This window comes from Demequina maris, assembly GCF_000971155.1.
GTDB lineage: Bacteria > Actinomycetota > Actinomycetes > Actinomycetales > Demequinaceae > Demequina > Demequina maris.
On the sequence record NZ_BBLX01000010.1, the window covers coordinates 68,128 to 91,095 of the forward strand.

Here is a 22,968-nt window from a genome sequence, read left to right on the forward strand (position 1 = left end):
CCTACGCGGTGAAGACGAACACGACCGCGACCGCGCCGAGCACGTACAGCACCAGCAGGCCCGCGCCCGCGACGCGCGGAGTCGTCGTGCTGCCCCCTTGATGCGCGAGCGTCGCGAAGTCCCAGAGCGCGTGGAGCACGACGGCGACGAGCAGGCTGCCCGTCGTCATCAGGGTCACGAACAGGACCGTGCCTCCGAAGAAGGACAGGACGACCTGGCCGATCATCGCCGGCCACGGCATCCCGACCAGCACGTTGATGGCGTGGAGCAGCGCGAACAACGCGGTCGAGAACACCCACACCGACGTCAGCGACCAGCCGGCCTGCTGTGCCGCCACCACGAGCAGGCCCCTCGCGAGGAGCTCCTCTGCGGCACCGACCATCGCCGTACCCACCGCGAGCAGGACCGTCCGGCGCGATCCCAGCGCGGAGAAGTCGACGCGCGCGATGGAGACCGCGCTCAGCACGAGGAACAGCGCCGGCACCGACAGCGCCCAGGCGGGCCCGGTCCGGGCCTGGCTCAGCACGTCCGGCCACCACCCGAGGACGGTCGTGACGCCCGCCAGCAGGACGAGTCCCGCGCCGATCGGCACGATCAGCGCGCGGACCACCGCCCCGCCGCTCGTCACCATCCGCAGGTAGTCGACGCGGCCCACGCGCCACAGGATGCCCACCACGAGGAGGTAGGCGACGAACGCGACGGACGCCGCGATGATCGGTGGCAGGTCGGCCATGCGTCGTCCCCGTTCCCTCAGCATCGGAAGCACCCTCGGGCGTGCTGCCCATCCTGGCATCGGGATGCTGGCGATGGCCGGAGGCGCCGCGCCACGCGGCACCGATGCCGGGGTCGCGGGGCCCGGCCATGCACCAGTCGCCGCTCCGTCTGAGGTGCTCGGTGCTCAGGATCGCGGGAATCTGGCACTGCGCACCTCCCAGCGCGCAGCGCGCGGCGGCGGGAAGGGATCGGCGGCGGGAAGGAATCGGCGGCGGGCGGTTTCCGAGGGAGCCGCCGGTGGTGTGATGTGTCGGGACATCGTTCATCGATGTCTCGGGTCATGGGCATCAGAGTTCGGGCAAGCGGCGGGCAAGCGAGTCCGGACCCTCTTGCCGCGGTCCGATTTTCGTATGACGATATTCGCATGGTCGAGAACGAGAGCATCGACGGCACTCCTGTGACCGAGGAGCAGATCGAGGCGTGGGCGGCCGAGGCGGAACGCGGTTACGACGTCGACGCGCTCAAGAGGCGAGGCCGTGGCCGCCCCGGCCGGGGCGCGGAGGCATCGCAGGTCGTCGCGCTACGCCTCACGCCTGAAGAGGTCGCCGCGCTCGACGCTCGTGCCGCACGCGAGCACAAGACGCGGTCCGAGCTGATCCGCGAGGCCCTCACCGCGCTCGACGCGTCAAGGTCCATCCGTCCGCACTGAAACACGGCATCGCGGCCGAGGACTCCATCCGCGCGGCCGAATGGCCGATCTGGATCGAGGATCTGGACGATGACTCGCCAGCCCGCCAGCTGCGCCTTGGCTTCGATACCCGAGGTCGGCTGCTTGAGACCGTGGTGCTCACGTTCGACTCGGGCAACGAGCTCATCATCCATGCGATGAAGGCCCGTCCGCCGATGCTCGATCTGCTGCCCTGACCTCGCGCCTCTCGCTTCCCGTGAGGTGCTCGGTGCTCAGGATCGCGGGAATCGGGCACTGGGCACCTCCCAGCGCGCGGAGGCGGGAGGCCGCGGCTACGGGGGAACGCGAAACGGCCCGGCTCCCCTGAGGGAGCCGGGCCGTTTCCGAACGAGCCGCCTGTGGGAATCGAACCCACGACCTATTCATTACGAGTGAATCGCTCTGCCGACTGAGCTAAGGCGGCGGTGCGATCCCGAAGGATCGCGTCCATGCCCCTGAGGGCACGGAAAGACATGATAGCGCCTCAGCAGCGCTTTCCTGAAACCGGCATCTCGCCGTCCACGAGGTAGCCGTCGACCGCCTCGATGATGCACTGGTTCGAGCGTCCGTACGCGGTGTGACCCTCCCCCTCGTACGTGAGGAGGGTGGAGCTCGCGAGCTGATCGCTCAGCGACTCGGCCCACGCGTAGGGCGTCGCCGGGTCGTTGGTGGTGCCGATCACCAGGATGGGCGCCGCACCGTCCGCCGCGTCGAGCGCCGTCACCGGCTCCTTCCCCACCCACGGCCAGCCGTCGCAGCCCAGGGACGAGGCGAACCACCAGCCGAACGTCGGCGACGCCTCCTCCATCAGGTCACGGAAGTCCGCGCGCGAGTCGACGGTGAACTGCTCGGGATCGCCGCCGTCGAGGCAGCCGATCGCCGTGAACGCCCACTGCGAGTTCGACAGGTAGTCGCCGGTGCTCGGGTCCTTGTCCAGGTAGAAGCCGGCCAGCTGGTAGAAGATGTCCGCCGTGCCGCGGCTGATCACCTCGTCGAGGCCCGCCTCGAGGTAGATCCACGAGCCCTCGTCGTACATCGTGATGACCATGCCGTAGATCATGAGGTTGCCGTTGACCGGGTCGCCGTCGAGCGACTCGTAGCCCTCGTCGCGGGCGTGGATCGCGATGTCGTAGAACTGCTGACGCGCCTGCTCCGGCGAGCCGGTCAACGGGCAGGTGTCCTGGTCGAGGCACCAGTCGATGAAGTTCATGAGCGCGCCCTCGAAGCCACGCGCCTGGCCGGCCGCCTGCTCCTCGACGGGGAGGGTGAAATCGACCGCGCCGTCGAGCACCATCCGGCCCACGCGGTCGGGGTAGAGCTCCGCGTACACGGCGCCCAGCTGGGTGCCGTAGGAGTAGCCCAGGTAGTGCAGCTCCTCGTCGCCGACCAGCGCGCGGATCACGTCCATGTCGCGCGCGGCCGACGAGGTGTCGACGTTCTCGATGAGCGGGCCGCTGAGCTCGCGGCAGCCCTCCGCGAAGTCTGCGGTCGCCTGCCGTGCGTCGTCGATCGCGGCCTCGGTGTCGAGCGTGAGGTCGGTGAGGTAGTACGCGTCGATCACGTCGGCGTCGCCGCACGCAAGGGGGCTGGACTCCCCCACCCCGCGCGGGTCGAAGCCGATGATGTCGTACGACGCCAGCACATCGTCCCCCGCCATCGCCACGAAGGACTCGGTGAGGTCGAGGCCGCTGCCGCCGGGCCCGCCCGGGTTGATGAGGAGGCTGCCGATCCGCGCGTTCGCGTCCGTGGCCGGCGAGCGGTTGATCGCGAGGTCGACGGTCTGGCCGCCGGGGTCGGTCCAGTCCAGCGGGACCTGGATGGTCGCGCACTCGAGCGCGCCGCACGTCGACCACTTCACGGTCTGGTCGTAGACCGGCGAGTCGTCCGGCGCGATGTCCGAGGTGGGCGCCTGGGACAGCAGCGACGTCGCCGAGGGATCCGAGGGCTCGATCTGCGTCTTGTCGGCGGTGCAGGCCGCCAGGAGGAACGATGCGGAGACCACGGCGGCGATCGCGGCGAGGGGACGTCTCATCCCGACACCCTAACGACGGCTCGGCGTGCGGGGACGCAGGTCGAGCGCCATCGCCTCGAGCGCGAGCAGGGGCGCGACGTTGCCCGCGAGACGCTCGCGCGCGGTGCCGAGCGCGTCGAGGCAGCGCATCGTGTCCGCGAGCGTGGTGCGCGCGGCGAGGTCGCGGACGTGGCCCTCGTGCGCGAGGTTGACGAGCTGCACCGTCGCACCGGTCTGAGCGACGGCGACGTCGCGGTAGAGCGACATGAGGTCCGTGATCGCACGGTCGAGCACGTCGCGCTTGTGGCGGGTGGCGCGGCGCTTCTGGTCCTCCTCGAGCTGGCGCAGCTGCGCGCGCAGCGCGGGCGGGATACGTCCGCCGTCCTCGACGCCGAGGGTGGTCATCAGCTGCGCCTTCTCCTCGGCGTCGCGCTCCTCGGTGGCGGCCTTCGCGTCGGCGTCGGCGACCTCGACGAGGTCGGCCGCGGCGAAGATCGCGTCGCCGACGCCGCGGATGTCCGTCGCGAGGGCGAGGACCTGGTCGCGCCGGGCGCGGGCCTCGGGGTTGCGCGCGAGGCGGCGGGCGATGCCGATGTGGCTCTGCGCCGCGAGCGCGCACTCGAGCGCGAGCCCGGGCTCGACTCCGTCGCGCTCGGCGAGCAGCCGTGCCACGTCCGCGGGGTCCGGGGTGCGCAGGCCGACGATGCGGCATCGGCTGCGGATGGTGACCGCGACGTCCTGGGGGCTGGGCGCGCACAGCACCCAGACGGTGCGCGGGGGCGGCTCCTCGATCGACTTCAGGAGGACGTTCGAGGTGCGCTCGGTCATGCGGTCGGCGTCCTCGACGACGATGACGCGCCACCGGCCCTGGCTGGGGGACGTCGCGGCGAGCCCGATGAGGTCGCGCACCTCGTCGATCGAGATGGTGACCTTCTCCGTCGCGACGAGCGTGACGTCGGCGTGCGAGCCCGACAGCGCCGTGGTGCAGGCGCGGCACTCGCCGCAGCCCCCGCGCTCGCACTGGAGCGCGGCGGCGAACGCCCGCGCCGCATAGGAGCGGCCCGAGCCGGGCGGGCCGGTGATGAGCCACGCGTGCGTCATCGAGCCCGGGTCGTCGATCGCGGCGCGCAGCGGCCCGACCTGATGCTCCTGCCCGACGACCTCGTCCCAGACGCTCACGGCGTGCCCCACGGCTCGATGCCCAGATCCGAGCCGGCCGCCGCATCGGCCTCGCGCGCGGCCTTGGTCGCCATGGCCTCGAGCACCGCGACCGCCACCGAGCCCTGCACGGTCTCCACGGGGCGCGCCGCGTCGACGACCGCGTAGCGTCCCGGGTCGAGCGCCGCGCGCGTGAGGAAGGCGGCGCGCATCTCGGCCGCCTTGGCGATGGTCTCCCGCTCGACGCGGTCGAGGTCGCGGCTCATGCGTGCCGGGTCCGGCTCCATGTCGAGCACGATCGTGAGGTCGGGCAGCAGCCCCTCGGTCGCCCACAGCGAGATGCGCTCGACCTCGTCACCGAGCCCGCGCGCCCCGCCCTGGTAGACCACCGACGAGTCGAGATAGCGGTCCTGCAGGACCACGGCGCCGTCCTCGAGCGCCGGACGCACCTTGGTGGCGATGTGGTGGGCGCGGTCCGCCGCGTAGAGCAGCGCCTCCGCGCGGGGCGCGACGTGGTCGCCGTGCATGATCGCCTGGCGCAGCTCGACCCCCAATGGGGTGCCGCCGGGCTCGCGCGTGGTCAGCACCTCGCGACCGCCGCCCGCGTCCGAACGCAGATACTCCGCGAGCAGGTCGACCTGCGTGGACTTGCCCACGCCGTCGGCACCCTCGAACACCACCCAGAAGCCCGGAAACGCCATGGGATGAATCTACCGGGAGGGTCTGACGGGCCACGCCCGGGACGATGCGCGACGCCGCCGACGCCGCATCGTCCCGCCGACTTCCCCCGGGTGCCACGGAGGCTGTAGATTCTGCTCGCCCGGCACCGCATCTCCGCAGGTGACACCGGGCTTTTCTTGACTCTGAGGGGACCACCCGTGCACCAGCGCACCCTTGCGACGGCGGCGAGCGCGGCCGCCGCCACCGCCGCCCTGCTCGCGACCGCGAGCGCGGCCTCGGCCGAGGACGCCTCCCCGTCGCCCTCGCCGTCCGTCTCGGCCACGCCGGTCGCGGCAGCGGTGGCGACCACCGAGATCCACGCGAGCCTCCTGGCGATGCTCGCCTCCACCGGCGCCGACATGGCCGTCAAGATGTTCTCCGTCGACGACGTGGTCGTGGGCGACGGTCCGGAGCTCACCGCCGTGGACCTGGACCCGGACTTCACCGAGGGCGACATGTGCGGCGATCTCGAGATCGACATCGACCTCACCACGAGCACCGTCGCCGTCACCGGTACGGGCGACGCGTGCGAGGTCAGCCTCGCCGGCGTCTACGTGTTCTTCTACAACGGCCCGGTGGTCGAGGACGTCACCCTGGTGAGCGACGGCTTGTTCGGCGGCGTCGACTTCTTCCAGGAGGCGCAGGCGTGGGACTTCGGCTTCGACGCGGGCTGGGGCGACCCGGCCTGGTTCGACTTCGAGCTCGACGAGGAGCCCACGACCTCCGCGGTGCTGGGCGGCACCTCCGTGCTGTCGCTCACGTTCGGCGACGAGCTCATCGAGGACTACGACTGGGGCTGGTCGGGCTCCGGCCCCGACGACCTCGTCGAGGAGGTCATCGAGAAGAGCGCCTCCGCCGCGGACGCGGCGGCGCCGGTCGCCGCGACGCCCAGCTTCACGGGCTGAGCACGCCCGCTCGGCACGATGCGGCGGTCACGCGACCGCCGCATCGTGCCCGTGCGATCACACCTCGTTCGGGTAGCGCAGGCCGACCTGCATGCGGACCTCGTCCAGGATCTCCATCACCTCGATGGACTGGTCGAGCGTCATGAGCGGGCTCTCGGTGTCGCCCGCGTGGATGCGGCGCGCGACCTCGGCGGCCTCGAACTGGAAGCCGTTGGGCAGCGTGCCGTCGTACGTCCACGACGTGCCGTCGAGGCGGGTCACCGTGAACGAGGTGGGCGTGTAGAACGTGTCGTGCACCTCGATGCGCCCCTCGGTGCCGCCGATGAGCGCGACGCACGGCGTGCGCGCCTCCATCGTTGTGGTGAGGATTGCCTGCGCGTGCTCGTAGTCGAAGATCATCGACGCCTGGCCGTCGACGCCGGTCTCGCGGAGCCGGCCCGTCGCGGTGATCTTGTCCGGCACGCCGAGGATGTCGTGCGCGAAGGCGATCGGGTAGACACCGAGGTCGAGCAGCGCGCCGCCCGCGAGCGCGGGGTTCCACATGCGCTCGACGTGGGTGAGGAGCTGGCCGTGGTCGGCCTGCAGGGAGACGATGTCGCCGATCTCTCCGCGCGCGATCAGCTCGCGGAGCGCGTGGACGTGGGGCAGGTGCCGGGTCCACATCGCCTCCATGACGAACACGCCCTTGGCGCGGGCCGCCTCGACCACCTCGCGGGCCTGCCTGGCGTTCTGCGTGAACGCCTTCTCGCACAGGACGTGCTTGCCTGCCTCGATCGCGAGCAGCGTGTGCTCGTGGTGGTGGCTGTGCGGGGTGGCGACGTAGACGACGTCGATGTCGGGGTCGGCCACCAGCTGCTCGTACGAGCCGTAGGCGGTCGGGATCCCGGCGGCGTCGGCGAAGGCCTGGGCCCTCGCCTCGTCGCGCGACCCGACCGCGACGACGGACGAGTCCGTGTAATGCGTGACGGCGTCGGCGAGCTTGCGGGCGATGCCCCCGGCGCCGAGGATCCCCCAGCGGACGGCGGGCGCGGACATGGGCAGCGGTGCACTCATACGGCCAGCATAGGGGGACGATGCGGCGGTCCGGCGGGCGTCAGCCGAGGCCGTCGATGTAGGCGACCATGTCGTCCCGCCCGAGGTCCGCGGCACACGCCCGGCCGCGCGACAGCTCGTACTCGCCCCGCGCGAGGAACCAGTCGACGGAGTCGAACTGTCCGGCGCACACGGCCTGGTCGATGGGACGCCACCCGTCGGCGTTCGTGACGTCCAGGTCGGCGCCGGCCGCCTCGAGAAGGTCGAGGGCGCCGAGGTTGCCGAAGACCGCCGCCATATGCACGGGCGAGCTCTCGTACGCCTCGCCGTCGAGGATGTCGGGGTCGGCCCCCGCGTCGAGGAGCGCGGCCAGCGCCTCCGTCCCACCCCCGTAGATCGCGAGATGGGTCGCGGTATCCCCCCTGGTCTGACGCGCGTCCGGGTCGGCGCCCGCCTCGAGGAGGAGCCGCACCATCTCCGCGGCGTCGGCGCGTGCCGCCACGTGCAGGGCACTCGCCCCCGCAGGGGCCGCCTGCGGGTCCGCGCCCGCGTCGAGTGCCGCACGCGCCGCGTCGACGTCGCCGAGCACCGCCGCGGCCTTGAGCGCGAGGGTCGGCGTGAGCTGCTCGTCCTCGGCGGTGCAGGCGGCCACGGAGAAGGTTCCGAGCGCGAGCATCACCGCCGCGCCGCACCTCATGATCGTGCGCATCATCCCTCCACCCCCGCCGCGGCCCTGATGGCGTCGACGATCTCGACGGGCGTGCCCTCCCGGTCGACGAGCTCCGCGAGCGGGACGCCGTCGATCACCACCGTCGGGTCCGCCCCCTCCTCGAGGAGCACCGCGACGGCGCGGTGCTCTCCCGCACGCGCCGCGTCGTCGAGCGCGCTCCACTCGCCCGGCACCTCCAGCGGGTACCCGCGCCGGGCCAGCAACGTCACCACGTCGGGCTCGCCCCGGGAGGCAGCCATGCTCATCACCTCGACCTGGTCGATCTCGACCGGGGAGGTCTCGAGCACGTGTTCCACCACGTCCGCGCCGCACGTCGTGACAGCGGGCTCGATCGCGACGTCGAACGAGATGTCCGAGACCGGCGCACGCCGCGCGCCCACGTCGTCGAGGATCGTCAGCGCCTCGAGGTCGCACCGGGCGACCGCGGACTCGACGTAGTACTGCCCTTCGACCGGGATGTGGAGCGGGTAGGCGCCGAGCTCGAACAACTTCCTCATGGCGTCGTGGTCGCCCGCGACGATCGCCTGCTGGACCTGCGGCTCGAGCGGCTCGTCGTAGCTGATCTGCACCGCCGTCGGATCCGTGTGCGCGGGCTGGATGTTCGACGCGCGCGACGAGGTGCCGAGGAACCATCCGCCCAGGCCGAGCACCGGCACCAGGACCGCCACCACGCCCGCGGCCCGGCGGCGGCGCACCTTCGCGATGCGTCCGCGCGCCGCCGCGGCCCCCTCGGGCCCGAGCCGACCTGCCATCGCGGCGCCATGGGATTCCAGCTCGGTCAGCAGATCCCCGGTCATCGTGCTCGCCTCCCCTCGGCCTCGGTCACCCTCACCTGGTCGTCGTCCGTGTCCTCCGCGTCGAGCGCCTCATGCCAGGGCCCGAGCCGCTCACGGGCCGTATGCAGGTACTTCTTCACCGCACCCTCGGTGAGGCCCATGCGCTCCGCGGTCTCCGCGACGGTGAGGTCGTCGAGGTAGCGCAGCGCGACCGCCACGCGCACGCGCGGCGGCAGGTCGCGGATCGCCGCCGCCACCTCGTCGGATCCCGCGATCGCCGCCTCGACGTCCTCGCCGCCGCGCTCGACGAGCGTGTGCATCGCCCTGCGCCACCGCGTGGCCCGCCGCGCGGCGTCGATGGTGAGGGTGCGCATCGCGGCCCGCACGTAGGCCTCGGCGGAGTGCACATCATCGATGCGACGCCACCGCGAGAACGTCTTCACGATGGCCGCCTGGACCATCTCCTCGCCCTCGGCCTCGGAGCCGGTCAGGAGGAACCCGTACCCGCACAGCCGCGGCAGCGCGGTCCGGTACAGCTCCTCGATCACCTCGGCATCGGCCATGATCTCCCCTCCCCCCATCTAACGCCGACCTCCATGCGGAGGGTTGCGTCGGGGGCGCTAGGAAGACGCCCGGGCAGGAAGGTCCGGGGACGATGCGGGGGAGGCGCTCCCCGCATCGTCCCCTCTCCCGGTGCGGGCGGCCGGCGACGTCGCCGTCGTCCGTGCGGTCCACCGGGAAGACTTCACGGCCGGCCCCCGTGAAAGCTGCGCGCGCACGCCTCGCGCCCAGCCGGGTCGACGCTCTCCGCTGGGAGGGAGCAGTCGGCCGCGTCGGGCAGCTGCGCGAGAAGCAGGCCGAGCCGCTTGCCGTCGCGCGTCCGCAGGCGCGTGTCGGCGCCGAGCTCGACGAGAGCGTTCGCGGTGTCGGCGCGTCCCGCACGGATCGCCGCCTCGAGCGGGCTCGGGTCGGTGGCGCCGTCCTCGCCGTCGATCGGCAGGCCCAGGCCCGCCAGGGTGCGGACCGCGGTCGGCGAGCCCTCGCTGGCAGCGAAGACCATCAGGTGCACCGGAGGCACGTTCGAGGGCGTGTCCGCGTACAACGTGCGCACGACCACCCCCGGGCACCGGCGGATCGCGGCGGTGAGCGCGGCGTCCTCGCGGGCGGTGTTGTCGGCGAAGCGGCGCGCTCCGGCGTCCGTGAGCCGCCGCAGCATGGACAGGTCGCACGCAGCCGCGGCCAGCCTCACCGCCTCCGTGGGGCGCGCCTCCTCGAGCTCCGCGAGCGCGCCGTCGGCCACGAGGGCATCGACCTGGGCGCCATCGCCCGCGGCGATCGCGTCGACCAGCTGCGCCTCGAGGGACACGGGTGGGTCGAGCACACGGATCACGCCCGCGCCGAGGAGCGCGGCGATCCCGACCGCCAGGACGACGCGCAGCACGCGCCGTCGACGTCGCACGTTGATCGCGACCGCGTCGAGCCCCGCGAGCGCGCGCGCGGCGCGCCCGCGCATCGTCCCCGTCGCGTCGGCCGCCGCGAGCGTGAGGGCCTCCGCCACGCTCGTCGGCGTGGTCCACGGGTGGGGACGGTCCTGCATCGGGCGGCTCGACCCTAGGGCGCCCCCCGCGTACGGGGCCGGCGAGCGGAGATCTCGACGACCTCGGCCTGCTCGAACGCCCCGTCGCCGCCATCAGCCTCGCCCTCGACCCCGAGCGCCCGGCCGAGCGCGAGGGTGCCGTCGCGCACGGCGGCCGATGCGGTGGCCTCGGGGATGCCGAGCGCCGACGCGATGTCGCCGGCCGACAGCCCGTCGACGAAGTGCAGCACCGTGGCGGCCCGTTGCCGTGGGGCGAGCCCGCCCAGGGCCCGGGCGAAGCCCGCCGCCGGGACGATGCGGTGCCGGTGGCGGCGTGCGCGGTGCACGTGGAGCTCGGCGATCGCGGCCCGAGTCCGGGACTCGACGGGCCCCGTCCCCCGCGTCGTCATCGCGTGGACCGCGGCCTCGCGGAGCAGCCCTTCGGCCGCGTCCGCGTCGCCCTCGAGGAGGTACGCATCGGCGCCGAGGCGCGCTCGGGCGCCCTCAGACAGGCCCGCGAGCGTGCCGTCCATCGTGCCCCCTCCGAGCACCACGGTCCCTCGCCCGGCGAAGCGCCGCAAGGCCACACCACCATCTTCTGCCACACGCCACCCGCCTCCGCCACACATGCGATCGCTCACGTCAGCCCATTTCGACGGTTCCGTGTGGCGGACGATGCTGGCGGTGCGGAAAACTGCAGGATCTCACGCACATCAGCAAGTACTTTGTCGGGCGCCTGGAGCACCTCGGAAGCCGGATACCTCAGCACCGTCAGCCCGAGGCGGGCCGCAGCACGATCGCGACGTCGGTCCTCGGCGAACGCCGCGGGGTCGGAATGGTAGGACCGGCCATCCACCTCGATGATCACCCTGCGCTCGACCACGAGATCGACGCGGCCAATCGTCGCGATGTCGACCTGCGACGCGACTGCAAGGCCCGCTTCCATCAGCGGGACCCGCACGACGGTCTCGGCCGGCGATCCGCAGGCCGGGTCGATGACACGGCGAATCCAGGTGCTCCCGATCCCCCCGTCCGATCCTGCGGCCACGACGTCGTCGACCGACAGCAGACGACGATGGACCAAGGCGTCTGCGGGGACGAGCCACTCATCACGCGGAAGGCATCGCGCGGCGAGCTTGAGCGCGTGCGCGAGCGGCGATCGCCACGGCTCACGGTCCTCGCGGTGGAATCGGACACCGTCACGCGGACGCTTGTCCGTGGCACGCCGCGCACGGTCGCGCGGCAGCGCGAGATGCACTGCATCTGTGTCCCTGAGCAACGGCAGGTTCGACCGCCTGATCAAGGTGATGCAGGAGACCTCGCAGCGGTACAGCGCCGCCATCACCTGAGCACGCGACGTACCGGGCAGCACGTAGCAGCCCCGAAAGGGTCGAGTGATCACACCTCTGCTCAGCGCGCCGTAGAGGTCGTCCACCGACACTCCGCGCCCCAGCAACGCCTCGCGACGCGCCGCTCCGCCGAGTCTCGCAAGCACCGCGACGGGATCCATGCCGCAAGCCTCTGCGGTCGGGAGCCGTCCCGCGAGGGGCACTCGAAGCACGGTGTGCGTGCGCCGATGCGCGCCTGACCGTGGACATCGGCGCCGCCGCATCGTCCCGCCTGTGGCTCGCCGGGGAGTGGCGCCGCCGTCCCACGCTCCGCCACACAGCGCCACCGTGCGCCACACATGCGACCGGTCACATCTCGCCACATCGATGCCGATGGGTGGCGGAGCGCTGTGGAGGCTAGAGGTCGCCCTGCCTGGGGCCGAAGCGCCCGCCGAGGATGCCGCCCAGGAAGGCGAGCGCGGCGATGATCGGCACGCTCACGTCGAAGCTGAAGCCCATGACCGAGACCGAGCCCGAGTCGACCGTCAGCACCACGGCGCCGAAGCCGAGCACGAGCCCCAGGTAGCCCAGCCACCGCATGTTGACGGAGCGCTCCGCGCCCTTGCCCTCAGCCATGTCGCCTCCGGTCACTTCTTGCGCGTGGTGGTCTTCTTGGCGGCGGTGCGACGGGCCGGCTTCTTGGCCGGTCCCTTCGCGCGCTTCTCCGCGAGCAGCTCGATCGCGCGCTCGGGCGTCACGGACTCGACGGACTCCGTCTTGGGGATCGTCACGTTGGTGACGCCGTCCGTGATGTAGTCGCCGAAGCGTCCCGACTTCGCGACGATCGGCTTGCCCGAGGTCGGGTCCTCGCCGAACTCCTTGAGCGGCGGGGTGGCCGCGCGGCCGCGGCCGCGCTTGGGCTGCGCGTAGATCGCGAGCGCCTCGTCGAGGGTGATGTCGAGCAGCTGCTGCTCGGACTCGATGGTGCGCGAGTCCGTGCCCTTCTTGAGGTACGGGCCGAAGCGGCCGTTCTGCGCGGTGATCTCCTCGTTGGTCGCCGGGTCGACGCCCACGACGCGGGGCAGGCTCATGAGCTTGAGCGCGTCCTCGAGGCTGACGGTCTCGAGGTCCATCGACTTGAACAGGCTCGCCGTCTTGGGGCGACCCTTCGCGTCCTCCGGCAGGACCTCGGTGACGTACGGGCCGAAGCGGCCGGCCTTCGCGACGATGTCGAGGCCGCTGACCGGGTGCTGGCCGAGCACGCGCTCGTCCCCGCCCTGGTTCGCGAGCAGCTCCTCCGCCTTGGCGACCGTGAGCTCGTCGGGGGCGAGCTCGTCGGGGACGGAGGCGGTCTGCTTCTCGCCGTCGCGCTCACGCTCGAGGTACGGGCCGTACTTGCCGACGCGCAGCGCGATGCCGTCGCCGATCTCGAACGTCGAGTTCGCGCGGGCGTCGATGTCGCCCAGGTCGTCGACCAGGCGCTTGAGGCCCTGGCCGCGGCCGTCCTGGTCGTCGTCCTCGCCCGAGCCGAAGTAGAACTCGCTCAGCCAGTCGATCCGGGACACGTGCCCGGAGGCGATCTTGTCGAGCCCCTCCTCCATGTCCGCGGTGAAGTCGTAGTCGATGAGCCACGCGAAGTGCTCCTCGAGCAGGCGGATCATCGCGAAGGCGAGCCACGTGGGCACCAGCGCCTGCTTGACCACGTTGACGTAGCCCTTGTCGATGATGACGTCGACCATCGCGGCGTACGTGGACGGGCGGCCCAGCTTGCGGTCCTCGAGCTCCTTGATCATCGAGCCCTGAGTGAACCGCGGCGGCGGCGTGGTCGCGTGGGTGAGCGGCTCGATGCCGTCGGCGTCCACCTTCTGACCCTCGGCGAGGACGGGCAGGCGCGACTCCTTCTCGACCTTCTGCTCGTCCTCCTCGTAGCGCGCCTTGTCGCGCGACTCCTCGTACAGCGCCATGAAGCCGGGGCTCGTGAGGATGGTGCCGGAGGCGGAGAACTCGACCGCGTGGTGCGCGGCCGTGGTCGCGCCGATGCGCACCGTCGAGGTGGTGCCCACCGCATCGGCCATCTGCGAGGCGAGGGTGCGCTTCCAGATCATCTCGTACATGCGGAACTCGTCGCCGGTGAGCTCGGCGCGCACCGAGTCGGGCGTGCGGAACGAGTCGCCGGCGGGGCGGATGGCCTCGTGGGCCTCCTGCGCGTTCGAGTCCTGCGCCGCGTAGATGCGCGGGCTCGCGGCGACGGCGTCCGCGCCGTACAGCGCGGTGGCCTGCTTGCGGGCCGCACGGACCGCCTCGCCCGACAGCACGGGCGAGTCGGAACGCATATAGGTGATGTAACCCTTCTGGTACAGCGCCTGCGCCACGCCCATCGCCTGACGCGCGCCCAGGCGGAGCTTGCGGCTCGACTCCTGGATCAGCGTCGACGTGATGAAGGGGGCCGCGGGGCGACGCTTGTACGGGCGGGAGTCGACGCCCGCAACGGAGAACGATGCGTCGGCGAGGCCGGCGGCCAGCGCGCCGGCGAGCGCGCCGTGGACGTGGGCCACCTTGTCGTTCTTGAGGCGGCCGTGGTCGTCGAAGTCCTTGCCGGTCGCGACGCGCTTGCCGTCGACCGTGGTGAGGCGCGCCTCGAAGCTGCGGCCCGCGTCCTTGCCCTCGGTCGCGGTGAACGTGCCGCGCAGGTCCCAGTACTCGGCCGACTGGAACGCCATGCGCTCCCGCTCGCGGTCGACGACCAGGCGGAGCGTCACCGACTGGACGCGGCCGGCGGACAGGCCCGACTGGATCTTGCGCCACAGCACGGGCGAGACCTCGTAGCCGTAGAGGCGGTCGAGGAGGCGGCGGGCCTCCTGCGCCTCGACGAGCTCCATGTCGACCTCGCGCGGGTTCTCGAGCGCCCGGCTGATGCCCTCGCGGGTGATCTCGTGGAACGCGAGGCGCTTGACGGGCACCTTGGGCTTGAGGACGTCCAGCAGGTGCCAGGCGATCGCCTCCCCCTCGCGGTCCTCATCAGTTGCGAGGTAGAGCTCGTCGGCCTCCTTGAGGCGCTTCTTGATGTCCGCGACGATCTTCTTCTTGTCCGAGCTGACGACGTAGTACGGCTGGAAGCCGCCGTCGATGTCGATGGCGAACTTGCCGATGTCGGACTTCTTGAGCTCGGCGGGCAGGTCGGAGCGCTCGGCGAGGTCCCGGATGTGACCCACCGACGACACCACGTCATAGTCGGCGCCCAGGTAGCCGCCGATGGTGCGCGACTTGGTGGGCGACTCGACGATCACGAGCTTGCGGGTCATGGAACCTTCTCTCTGGGATCAGCGTCCCGGCGGCGTGACCTGCCAAAGACGCACTCAATATACATATGGGTTCTGACGGCGCGAGCGGGACCTGGGGAGGACCCGGCGCATGAACGTCGGGTGTCCGCGCATCGTCCCTGCACCATCGCGTCGGGGCCTCGTGGTTCGATGGGGCGCATGGAGCCCATCCTCGATGCCGCCTCGCGCGCGGCCGTCGGCGAGGCCATGCGCCGCGTCGCGGACGCCGAGATCCGCCCCCGCTTCCGCGCCCTCGCCGAGCACCACGTCCACCTCAAGGGACCTGGCGACTTCGTCACCGAGGCCGACCTCGAGGCCGAGCGCGTGCTCACGCCGATCCTCCAGGAGATCCTCGACGTCCCGGTCGTGGGCGAGGAGGCGACCGCGGCGGACCCGTCCGTGGCGGAGGTGCTCGCGACCGAGGGCACCGCCTGGACGGTGGACCCGGTGGACGGCACGGCGAACTTCGTGGAGGGGTCCCCCACGTACGCCGTCATGGTCGGGCTCGTCGAGGACGGGCTGCCCGTCGGCGGGTGGATCCTGCAGCCGGAGACGGGGCGGATGTTCGAGGCGCTGCAGGGCGTGGGCGCGTTCGTCGACGGCCGATCGCTGTCGGCGGGCGTCGAGGCCACGCGCGGTGCCGAGGCCCGCGCCTCGCTGCGGGGCGAGGAGCCGCGCGGCGCGGTGTCCGTGCGGTACGCGGTCGAGGACGTGAAGGCCGGCCTGCTCGCGGCCGAGCCCGAGCTGGGCGGCTACGACGAGCTGCGCATGTGCGCCGGCTTCGACTACGCGGACCTGGTCCTGCAGGACGTCGGCTTCCTCGTCTACACGCGCGCCAAGCCGTGGGACCACGTGCCGGGCGCCGCGATCGCCGCCGAGGCGGGCTTCACCGTGGGCCGCATCGACGGGTCCGGGTACCGCCCGGCCATCGAGGCGGGTGCACCGCTGCTGGCCGCGCGCACCGATCGCTGGGAGTCGATCCGCGAGGTGCTCGCGAGGAACCTGGGGCTGTAGCGGCCGCTCCACCGGCAGGCTCCCGGCTTCGGGGAAGTGAGCTGAGGCGTCGCTGGCTTCCCCGCAGGAGTCAAGAACCTCGCGGAACCGTCGGTGAGCTCCCCGGTACGCGCACGCCTCCCGACACGACGAAGCGGGCGGGTCCCGTAGGACCCGCCCGCCTGTCAGATGCGACCGTCAGACGGTGACGAGCTCCGGCTCGTCGGCCTTGACGGCGGCGCGGGCGGCGTCACGCTTCGCCACGTCGCCGGAGATCCAGAAGGTCGCGGCGCCGAGGGCGAGGAAGATGAGGCCGAGGCCCGCGATCAGGCCCGAGATGCCGAGGCCCAGCTTGAGGGTCGACGCGGTGACGGAGCCGACACCCAGCTCGCCGAAGAGGCCGTGGGCCACGCCGGTCCACGCCTGGCCGCGCACCTGCATCGCGATCTCGTTGCCGTACTCGAAGTCGGCCCAGTACTGGCCGTCGACCGGGACGTCGTAGGTGCCGGGCTCGTAGGTCTCACCGAGGTACTCGGTGGTCTCCGTGACCGTCACGGTCTGGGTGCCGGTGAGGATGTGGGTGGCGACGGTGGCCATCTGGTACATGTACTCGGTGCCGGTGTTCACGAGCGGGTCGTTGGGGTCGAGCTCGGACTCGACGACCTTGTAGCCCCACTCGTTCTCGAGGCGGTCCAGGATCGCCTCGGCGCCCTCGACGGAACCGTGGTCGGTGAGCTGGCCGTTCTCGTCGTAGGCGAGCTCGACTGCCTGCGCCTCGGAGAACTTCTGGAGCGAGTTCTGACCGGCGGCGACCTCCGAGTACGCGAAGCCTGCCGCGCCGAGGAAGCCGAGTCCGGCGATGGCAAGGCCGGCGCCGACGATACGAAGCTTGGTGACCATGATGATTCCTTCCGGGGAATTGTTGAGCTGTCACGCATTACCCTTCCGCGTCCGCATGCCGCCTCCGTGGGACGTTGGCCCCGAATCGTGTAGGAAACCCGGATCCGTTGATAACGGTTTCGTAAAATCTCGCTACCTAGCAGGCACTTTGCCGCCTTGAGTTAGGCCCTAGGGCCTAGGCGGCAGGGCCGTCCACGGCCGCGGGGCGCCGCAGGACCATGCACGTGGCCGCATGCACATCCGCTCGACCGCGCGGCGCGGCCGAGTTCACCTCGCCCCCCGGCGCCAAGCCCTAGGGCCGGGGATCGTGTCGCTTCAGGCGCGCCCAAGGGACTTGCGGTGCCGATCCGTGTCGCCGCGGCCGGGAGACCGGTCCGCCGCCGCATCGTCCGGGCACGCGAAAGCCCCCGCCGCGCAGGCGACGGGGGCTTCCGGAGTCTGGGGTCAGCGGCGCGCGAGGTCCGGCAGGTCCTCGTGCGTGATGACGTCGTAGAGGCCGCGGCCGCGAAGTGCGCGGCGGTAGCCGGCCGAGGCCGTCGCGCGGCGGGGCTGCTGCAGCACCGGCGCGTGGAAGCCGCGGTGGATGATCGTGCGGACGGTGTCGAGGATGTCCTCGCGAGTGTGGACGGTCGGGTCGACGGTGAACTGCACCTCGTAGTCGACGCCGGACTCGTGAATGGACTCGAGCGAGGCCCACGCCTGCGTGCCGGCGGTGTCGCTGCCGGTGATGTGCGTGTACATGTCCGGGGTGCCCTTGAGGTCGAAGCCGACCCAGTCGACCTCGGGAAGGACGGACGCGAGGCGGCCCGGGTGGGCGCCCATCGTGTGCAGGCCCACGGAGTAGCCGAGCGCGCGGACCTCGCGGATCGCGGGGATGAGCCCGTCCTGGGCGGTCGGCTCGCCGCCGCCGAACACGACCGCGTCGACCGTGCCGCGGTGCGACTCGAGCTGCTCGAGCACGCGCTGCCACGTCACGCGGCCCTCGCCGGTCGGGTCGTGGCTCTCGGGCGTGCCGCAGTAGGCGCACAGCCACGGGCAGCCCTGCAGCGTGACGGTCGCGGCGATGCGGCCGGGCCACGCGTGGGTGCACGAGGACAGGAAGTCCGCGATGACCAGCCCGTGCGCGGACTGGATCGCGATGGCGGAGGTGTCGAGCTCGGTGGTGGTCATGGGGATTGCCTCCTGCGTCGGCGGTACCGCGGGTTCTCCGCGGCGTCCATTTCTGACGGCCGGTTCGGACGTCTTCAGGGTGCGCCGACGCGGCGTCGTGAGACGCGCCGACACACCGTCGTGTGGGATTTCGTTGGCGAGCGGGCGACGGGGGTCCATCTGCGCCACCTCGGCATGACCATTCTCACCCCGCGAGGGGTCTGTCGGGACCAGTCGAGACCCCTCAGCCTCTGCTCCCGGCGCGAACGTCGATGTCACCCCTCAAGGGTAGTTTTGCCACCTGGTGACCGCTTCGGACCAGGGTCCCGTATCTGGTGTGGTCGACCCCAGGACGGGACCAACGTCAGGCAAAGAAGCCGCGCGGGAAGTCCAAAATCGCGGGCCTCCCCCTTGACCGTGATCGCCCTGGAAAAGGCCGTGAGATTGGCCACGCGGCGGGCGTGTCGGCGCCGCTACTCCAGGAAGCCGTCGGCGACCAGCTCGCGCACGGCCGGCACCAGTCCCGCGACCAAGCGGCCCGCGTCGACGTCGAGCAGCGCCGCGAGCGCATGCGCGATCTGGCCGGCGGTGAGCTCGCCGTCGCACGCCCCCACGAAGCCCGCGAGCGCGGTGTCCATCGACACCGACCGGCCGAGCCCCGCGCCCTGGCGCAGCAGGATGTACGACGGGTCGGCCTGGAGCACCGGTCCGTAGGACTCGCGGGTCACGTCCGCGGCGGCGGTCCACGCGGTGTCGAGCAGCGCGTCGTCGGACAGTGCCGTGACCCGGTCGTGAGCCGCGAGCGCCCGGAAGAGGTAGCCGCCGAAGGGCTCCTGCAGCGGGCCCTCGTGCTGCTCGAGCCGATGCAGCGTCGGCGTGCCCGACACCGGCCGGCGCAGCAGCACCATGCCGAAGCCCACGGCGCGCACCCCGCGCGTGTCGAAGTCCGCGAGGTACGCCTCGTAGGCGGCCTCGAACTCGGCTCGGCCGCGTTCCGGCGTCACGCCGGCGTCGCGCAGCCACGTCTCGGCGTACTCGGCGGCGTCGAGCTCGTCGCGCTCGATCACCCACGCGTCGAGCGGCCGGCCTGCCGACGCCGACGCGTCGAGCCACGCCTCGAGCCCCTCCGACCACGACTCCCCGTGGATCTCCCAGTTGCCCAGCATCTGCGCGACGCCGCCGGGCGCGAGCACCGACCCGACCGACGACACCAGCGACGACACGATCCCGTCGCCCGGCATGCCCGACGCGCGGTACTCGAAGCTCGGCGCCCCCTCAGGCGTGATGACGAACGGCGGGTTCGACACGACCAGGTCGAACTCCTGCCCGGCGACCGGCTCGAGCATCGAGCCCTCGCGCAGGTCCCAGTCCCCCGCCGCGTTCAACGCCCGATTGAACTCCGCGAAGCGCAGGGCGCGCCGCGAGATGTCCGTCGCCACCACCGTCCGCGCGTGCAGCGAGGCGTGCAGCGCCTGGATCCCGCATCCCGTGCCCAGGTCGAGCACGCGCCCGACCGGGGCGCGCATCGTCATCCCTGCCAGCGTCAGGGACGCCCCGCCGATGCCGAGGACGTGGTCGTCGCGCAGGCGGGCACCCGTCACGGCCTCACCCTGGTCGGAGGCGACCCACCACGCCGACTCCCCGTCCGGCCCTAGCGCCGCGTATGGGCGCAGGTCGACAAGCGCCCGGGCCTCACCGCCCGACAGCTCGACGAGCCCGAGCCGCGCGGCGCCCTCGGCACCGACCGACGGCAGCGCGGCGTCGACCTCGCGAGCCGACACCGCGTCTCCCAGGAGGAACAGCCGGGTGAGCGTCGCCTCCGGCGTGAACGATGCGCGGGCCTCCCGACGCGCGGGCAGCACCTGCTCGCGGGACAGGGCTCGCATAGCGCGCTCCCCCACGACCGCCTCGACGGCGTCGACGGTCCAGGAGGAGAGGTCGGCGCGGAGCGCATCCGCGGTCGCGGGATCGGGCAGCGCGGGAACGTCGAGGCTCACGCCTCCGAGGCTAGTCGCCGGGCGGTCCGCGCGAGGCGTCAGGCCAGCCGGTCGGACGTGAGCAGCGCCCGGTAGAAGGCGACGCCGCGGCCGAGCGACTCGACCTCCACCTTCTCGTTCGGCCCGTGCACGGCCTCGCGCTGCGGCTTGGTCATGCGCAGTGGCGCGAAGCGGTACGTCGCGCCGGACATGGGCGCGAGGAAGCGCGAGTCCGAGGCCGCGAGCATCACGTACGGGATGGTGAGCGCGTCCGGGTACGACGCCCCGACCGCCTCCACCAGCGACGCCCACCGCTCATCGTCCGCACGCGGGGACACCGGCGAGGGCTCGGACGGCGTCTCCACCTCGATCGTGACCCGCGGGTCGCGCACCACCCGGCGCACGTGGTCGACCGCCTCGTCGACGCTCGACCCGACGGCGACGCGGATGTTGAGCACCGCGGTCGCGCGGGTCGCGAGGACGTTGTGGGCGGGGCTGCCCTCGAGCTGCGTGATCGCGACGGTGGTGCGCACCATCGCGGCGAGCTCGGGGCTGAGGCGCGGCATCACCCGGGCGAGCACCCCGCGGAGGGAAGATGCGCGGCGCAGGAGCGCGCCCAGTGGACCGCGCAGGCGGCCGGCGACGAGTTCGAGCATCTCGACGGAGACGTCGTTGACCTCGGACGGGTGCGGGTTGTCCTCGATGCGCGCGAGCGCCCGCGCGAGGATGCCGGGCGCGGACTCGCGCGGCGGCGTGGATGCGTGGCCGCCGAGCCCCTCGACCGTGAGGCGGAGGTCCACGATGCCCTTCTCCGAGACGCCGATGACGGCGGCCTCGCCGGACAGGCCCGGGAAGGCGCCGACCGCGACGGCGCCGCCCTCGTCGAGCACCATCCACGGCGTCACGCCGCGCGAGGTCAGCAGCGCGGCGGCGGTGGTCGCGCAGTCGCCGTACGACTCCTCGTCGGCGCCCATGAGCAGGTACAGGTCGTGCGCCGGCGCCCAGCCCTCGGCGAGCAGCGACTCGACGGCCTCGAGCATGACGGTGAGCGCGCCCTTGTCGTCGAGCGCGCCGCGGCCGAAGACCCAGCCGTCGACGATGGCGCCCTCGAAGGGCTCGTGCTCCCAGCCCTCGGCCTCGCAGTCGCGCGGGACGGGGACCACGTCCTGGTGGGCCATCAGCACCACCGGGCGGTCGGCGGCGGCTCCGGGGATGCGGACGAGCAGGCCGGCGCGGCCCACCGCCTCGACCTCGTGCCCGAAGACGTGCGGATAGAAGCCGCGCATCGTCTCCTCGAGCGCGGCGAAGGTCGCGGCGGTGGCCGCGTCGTGCGGCCCCGCGTCCTTCGGCGTCACGGTGGGGATGCGGATGAGCGCGGCGAGGTGCTCGGCGACCGTCTCGGCCGTGGGGACCGTCATGCGCGGCCGTCCTTGGGGTCGAACAGGTCCACGCGCGACGCGACGACGTCCGGGCCGATCGCCTCGAGCGGCGCGGCACCCTCCTCGACCTCGACGTTCGTGGTGAAGGCCACCTTGGGCACCGCGAACAGCGCGAGGGCGGCGACGATGGCGGTGCCGCCGCAGATCGCCCACACGGTGATGTAGCCGGACAGGGTGCCCGCGGTCGACTCGCCCGAGCCGCCCGCCGCGACGCCCGAGACGAGCGCGATCGCGAACGCGGTGGACGCGAAGGCGCCGCCGATAGTCTTGGTGGTGTTGGTGAGGCCCGTCGCCATCGCGGTCTGATGCGGCGGCGCGGCGGAGGCCGCGGCGGCGGGCAGGGCGGCCACCAGCGCCCCGGAGCCCAGGCCCGCGACGACCATGCAGGACACCACCACGGCGGTGCTGCCGTGCAGCGGGATGAGCGCCAGGTAGCCGCCCGCGACCAGGAACGATGCGGCGATGAGGACCGCGCGCGGGCTGTACCGGGTGCTGAGGCGGGCGAAGAGCAGCGCGCCGACGAGCAGCGACATCACGTAGGCACCGATGAGGTACGACGCGGTCGCGGAGGTGAGGCCGAGCCCGTAGCCGACCTCGTCGGGGTCGGTGCGGGCGAAGGTCGACAGCGGGCCTTGGGCGCCCAGCACGCTGACGCCGAACAGCGTCGCGGTGAGGATGACCGGCCACACGGTCGGGCGCTTGAGGAGGGCGATGTCGACGAGCGGCTCGTCGGTGCCCTGCTCGACGCGGACGAACAGCCACATCAGCGCGAGCCCGATCGCGACCATCACGACCACCCACGGCGAGAAGCCGTCGAGGCGGACCAGCGACAGGCCGCCCATGAGCGTGAGCAGGCCGAGCGTGAGGATCACGGTGCCGCGGGTGTCGATGCTGCCGCCCGCGCGGACGCCCGTGTCGGGCACCTTGAACAGCACGACGACGAGCGCGATCGTCACCATCGCGGCGGGGACGCTGAGCGTGGCCCACAGCGGCAGCATGCCGCCGAGCTGCCCGCCGGCGAGCGCGCCGAGGATCGCGCCGGCCTGGAGCGCGGCCACGATGATGCCGGCGCCGCGCCGGGTCAGCGCCGCCCCGTTCTCCTTGTCGCGGGCGCGCGAGTGGATGATCGCGACGTTGAGCGGCAGCCAGACGACGTAGAAGCCCTGGATCGCCCACGCGAGCACGAACAGCGGGAAGCTCGGCGCGAACGCGAGCGCCCAGCTCGACAGCGCGGTCACGATCAGCGACGCGATGAGCACCTTGCGGTGGCCGATCATGTCGCCCAGGCGCGCGAGCACCGGGACCACGATCGCGCTGAGCAGCAGCTGCGCCGCCTCGAACCAGTTGACGTCGGCGTCGTGGATCCCCAGGTGGCGGGCGATGTCGGTGAGCAGGGGCGTGTAGTACCCCTGCAGGACGCCCGACGTCCCCTCGACCACGACCAGGGCGCCGACGACGCCGCCCGCGAGCTTGACGTTCCTCGATGCCATGGCGGCATGGTTCCAGACCCATGT

Annotated in this window: 22 protein-coding genes and 1 tRNA gene; 4 read left to right on the forward strand and 19 right to left on the reverse strand. The window is 72.2% G+C overall.

Translation table 11 applies throughout. From position 1 onward, the window contains the following. Position 1 precedes the first annotated feature (1 nt). A complete protein-coding gene (locus AOM02_RS11525) occupies positions 2-733 on the reverse strand; it encodes a CPBP family intramembrane glutamic endopeptidase (protein ID WP_062299305.1) in 732 nt (243 codons plus the stop codon). A 405-nt stretch (positions 734-1,138) separates the two neighbouring features. On the opposite strand from AOM02_RS11525, the gene AOM02_RS11530 reads away from it, so the two are divergent. Together AOM02_RS11530 and AOM02_RS14760 are read left to right on the forward strand one after the other, a co-directional pair. Further along, the gene (locus AOM02_RS11530) at positions 1,139-1,423 is read left to right on the forward strand and encodes a ribbon-helix-helix protein, CopG family (protein ID WP_062299306.1); all 285 of its coding nucleotides are present in this window, start codon (positions 1,139-1,141) and stop codon (positions 1,421-1,423) included. 8 nt (positions 1,424-1,431) lie between these two features. Beyond that, a complete protein-coding gene (locus AOM02_RS14760; protein WP_439645406.1) occupies positions 1,432-1,638 on the forward strand; it encodes a toxin in 207 nt (68 codons plus the stop codon). A gap of 154 nt (positions 1,639-1,792) precedes the next feature. Here AOM02_RS14760 and AOM02_RS11540 read toward each other — a convergent pair. The 4 genes from AOM02_RS11540 to tmk form a co-directional block, all read right to left on the reverse strand. After that, positions 1,793-1,865: transfer RNA gene (locus AOM02_RS11540), tRNA-Thr, on the reverse strand. A 60-nt stretch (positions 1,866-1,925) separates the two neighbouring features. Further along, a complete protein-coding gene (locus tag AOM02_RS11545) occupies positions 1,926-3,473 on the reverse strand; it encodes an alpha/beta hydrolase (RefSeq protein ID WP_062299308.1) in 1,548 nt (515 codons plus the stop codon). A 9-nt stretch (positions 3,474-3,482) separates the two neighbouring features. Continuing rightward, positions 3,483-4,631, reverse strand: a complete 1,149-nt coding sequence (locus AOM02_RS11550) for a DNA polymerase III subunit delta' (RefSeq protein ID WP_062299334.1) — start codon at positions 4,629-4,631, stop codon at positions 3,483-3,485. After that, positions 4,628-5,311: a dTMP kinase gene (gene tmk, locus AOM02_RS11555; protein WP_062299309.1), complete on the reverse strand. Its 684-nt coding sequence runs from the start codon at positions 5,309-5,311 to the stop codon at positions 4,628-4,630. Before tmk ends, AOM02_RS11550 begins: the two co-directional genes overlap by 4 nt. 177 nt (positions 5,312-5,488) lie before the next feature. Between tmk and AOM02_RS11560 the strand changes: the two genes are divergently transcribed. After that, on the forward strand, positions 5,489-6,235 hold the full coding sequence (locus tag AOM02_RS11560; RefSeq protein WP_062299310.1) for a hypothetical protein: 747 nt from the start codon (positions 5,489-5,491) through the stop codon (positions 6,233-6,235). A 57-nt stretch (positions 6,236-6,292) separates the two neighbouring features. Here AOM02_RS11560 and AOM02_RS11565 read toward each other — a convergent pair whose 3' ends face one another. From AOM02_RS11565 to topA, 9 genes are all read right to left on the reverse strand, one after another. Continuing rightward, positions 6,293-7,288: a Gfo/Idh/MocA family protein gene (locus AOM02_RS11565; protein WP_062299311.1), complete on the reverse strand. Its 996-nt coding sequence runs from the start codon at positions 7,286-7,288 to the stop codon at positions 6,293-6,295. Between the two features lie 40 nt (positions 7,289-7,328). Beyond that, a complete protein-coding gene (locus tag AOM02_RS14375) occupies positions 7,329-7,979 on the reverse strand; it encodes an ankyrin repeat domain-containing protein (RefSeq protein WP_156156207.1) in 651 nt (216 codons plus the stop codon). Further along, positions 7,976-8,794, reverse strand: a complete 819-nt coding sequence (locus AOM02_RS14380; protein ID WP_062299313.1) for an ankyrin repeat domain-containing protein — start codon at positions 8,792-8,794, stop codon at positions 7,976-7,978. The genes AOM02_RS14375 and AOM02_RS14380 overlap by 4 nt, the downstream gene beginning before the upstream one ends. Further along, a complete protein-coding gene (locus AOM02_RS11580; protein ID WP_062299314.1) occupies positions 8,791-9,336 on the reverse strand; it encodes an RNA polymerase sigma factor in 546 nt (181 codons plus the stop codon). Before AOM02_RS11580 ends, AOM02_RS14380 begins: the two co-directional genes overlap by 4 nt. Positions 9,337-9,518: 182 nt before the next feature. Further along, entirely contained in the window at positions 9,519-10,370 is an 852-nt protein-coding gene (locus AOM02_RS11585; RefSeq protein WP_062299315.1) for an ankyrin repeat domain-containing protein, read from the reverse strand. Positions 10,371-10,384: 14 nt separating this feature from the next. Continuing rightward, a complete protein-coding gene (locus tag AOM02_RS11590; RefSeq protein ID WP_169746631.1) occupies positions 10,385-10,882 on the reverse strand; it encodes an RNA polymerase sigma factor in 498 nt (165 codons plus the stop codon). 104 nt (positions 10,883-10,986) lie between these two features. After that, entirely contained in the window at positions 10,987-11,859 is an 873-nt protein-coding gene (locus AOM02_RS11595; RefSeq protein ID WP_062299317.1) for an endonuclease domain-containing protein, read from the reverse strand. A 235-nt stretch (positions 11,860-12,094) separates the two neighbouring features. After that, on the reverse strand, positions 12,095-12,313 hold the full coding sequence (locus tag AOM02_RS11600; RefSeq protein WP_062299318.1) for a hypothetical protein: 219 nt from the start codon (positions 12,311-12,313) through the stop codon (positions 12,095-12,097). Between the two features lie 11 nt (positions 12,314-12,324). Further along, positions 12,325-14,979, reverse strand: a complete 2,655-nt coding sequence (topA, locus tag AOM02_RS11605) for a type I DNA topoisomerase (RefSeq protein WP_062299319.1) — start codon at positions 14,977-14,979, stop codon at positions 12,325-12,327. A gap of 177 nt (positions 14,980-15,156) precedes the next feature. On the opposite strand from topA, the gene AOM02_RS11610 reads away from it, so the two are divergent. Then, a complete protein-coding gene (locus AOM02_RS11610) occupies positions 15,157-16,011 on the forward strand; it encodes an inositol monophosphatase family protein (RefSeq protein ID WP_062299320.1) in 855 nt (284 codons plus the stop codon). 177 nt (positions 16,012-16,188) lie between these two features. On the opposite strand, the gene AOM02_RS11615 is transcribed toward AOM02_RS11610, so the two are convergent. The 5 genes from AOM02_RS11615 to AOM02_RS11635 form a co-directional block, all read right to left on the reverse strand. Continuing rightward, positions 16,189-16,890 carry a hypothetical protein gene (locus tag AOM02_RS11615; protein WP_062299321.1) on the reverse strand — a complete coding sequence of 234 codons (702 nt, stop codon included), beginning with the start codon at positions 16,888-16,890 and terminating at the stop codon, positions 16,189-16,191. 444 nt (positions 16,891-17,334) lie between these two features. Continuing rightward, positions 17,335-18,060: an anaerobic ribonucleoside-triphosphate reductase activating protein gene (locus AOM02_RS11620; RefSeq protein WP_062299322.1), complete on the reverse strand. Its 726-nt coding sequence runs from the start codon at positions 18,058-18,060 to the stop codon at positions 17,335-17,337. A gap of 452 nt (positions 18,061-18,512) precedes the next feature. Further along, entirely contained in the window at positions 18,513-20,036 is a 1,524-nt protein-coding gene (locus tag AOM02_RS11625) for a DUF7059 domain-containing protein (RefSeq protein ID WP_228373839.1), read from the reverse strand. Positions 20,037-20,074: 38 nt separating this feature from the next. Next, complete coding sequence (locus AOM02_RS11630) at positions 20,075-21,433, reverse strand: M20/M25/M40 family metallo-hydrolase (protein WP_062299323.1); 1,359 nt, start codon at positions 21,431-21,433, stop codon at positions 20,075-20,077. Next, positions 21,430-22,944, reverse strand: coding sequence for an MFS transporter (locus AOM02_RS11635; RefSeq protein ID WP_082105072.1), 1,515 nt, complete (start codon positions 22,942-22,944; stop codon positions 21,430-21,432). Before AOM02_RS11635 ends, AOM02_RS11630 begins: the two co-directional genes overlap by 4 nt. Positions 22,945-22,968: the final 24 nt, after the last annotated feature.

Excerpts from the sequence above, each read along its gene's own strand:
- AOM02_RS11590 (WP_169746631.1), bottom strand. The coding sequence starts at position 10,882 with ATGGACGGCACGCTCGCGGGCCTGTCTGAGGGCGCCCGAGCGCGCCTC.
- AOM02_RS11580 (WP_062299314.1), bottom strand. The coding sequence starts at position 9,336 with ATGGCCGATGCCGAGGTGATCGAGGAGCTGTACCGGACCGCGCTGCCG.
- AOM02_RS11530 (WP_062299306.1), top strand. The coding sequence starts at position 1,139 with ATGGTCGAGAACGAGAGCATCGACGGCACTCCTGTGACCGAGGAGCAG.
- AOM02_RS11615 (WP_062299321.1), bottom strand. The coding sequence starts at position 16,890 with ATGGTCACCAAGCTTCGTATCGTCGGCGCCGGCCTTGCCATCGCCGGA.
- tmk (WP_062299309.1), bottom strand. The coding sequence starts at position 5,311 with ATGGCGTTTCCGGGCTTCTGGGTGGTGTTCGAGGGTGCCGACGGCGTG.
- AOM02_RS11585 (WP_062299315.1), bottom strand. The coding sequence starts at position 10,370 with ATGCAGGACCGTCCCCACCCGTGGACCACGCCGACGAGCGTGGCGGAG.
- AOM02_RS11610 (WP_062299320.1), top strand. The coding sequence starts at position 15,157 with ATGGAGCCCATCCTCGATGCCGCCTCGCGCGCGGCCGTCGGCGAGGCC.
- AOM02_RS11630 (WP_062299323.1), bottom strand. The coding sequence starts at position 21,433 with ATGACGGTCCCCACGGCCGAGACGGTCGCCGAGCACCTCGCCGCGCTC.
- AOM02_RS11620 (WP_062299322.1), bottom strand. The coding sequence starts at position 18,060 with ATGACCACCACCGAGCTCGACACCTCCGCCATCGCGATCCAGTCCGCG.
- AOM02_RS11635 (WP_082105072.1), bottom strand. The coding sequence starts at position 22,944 with ATGGCATCGAGGAACGTCAAGCTCGCGGGCGGCGTCGTCGGCGCCCTG.
- AOM02_RS14380 (WP_062299313.1), bottom strand. The coding sequence starts at position 8,794 with ATGACCGGGGATCTGCTGACCGAGCTGGAATCCCATGGCGCCGCGATG.
- AOM02_RS11525 (WP_062299305.1), bottom strand. The coding sequence starts at position 733 with ATGGCCGACCTGCCACCGATCATCGCGGCGTCCGTCGCGTTCGTCGCC.
- AOM02_RS11565 (WP_062299311.1), bottom strand. The coding sequence starts at position 7,288 with ATGAGTGCACCGCTGCCCATGTCCGCGCCCGCCGTCCGCTGGGGGATC.
- topA (WP_062299319.1), bottom strand. The coding sequence starts at position 14,979 with ATGACCCGCAAGCTCGTGATCGTCGAGTCGCCCACCAAGTCGCGCACC.
- AOM02_RS11595 (WP_062299317.1), bottom strand. The coding sequence starts at position 11,859 with ATGGATCCCGTCGCGGTGCTTGCGAGACTCGGCGGAGCGGCGCGTCGC.
- AOM02_RS14375 (WP_156156207.1), bottom strand. The coding sequence starts at position 7,979 with ATGATGCGCACGATCATGAGGTGCGGCGCGGCGGTGATGCTCGCGCTC.
- AOM02_RS11600 (WP_062299318.1), bottom strand. The coding sequence starts at position 12,313 with ATGGCTGAGGGCAAGGGCGCGGAGCGCTCCGTCAACATGCGGTGGCTG.
- AOM02_RS11545 (WP_062299308.1), bottom strand. The coding sequence starts at position 3,473 with ATGAGACGTCCCCTCGCCGCGATCGCCGCCGTGGTCTCCGCATCGTTC.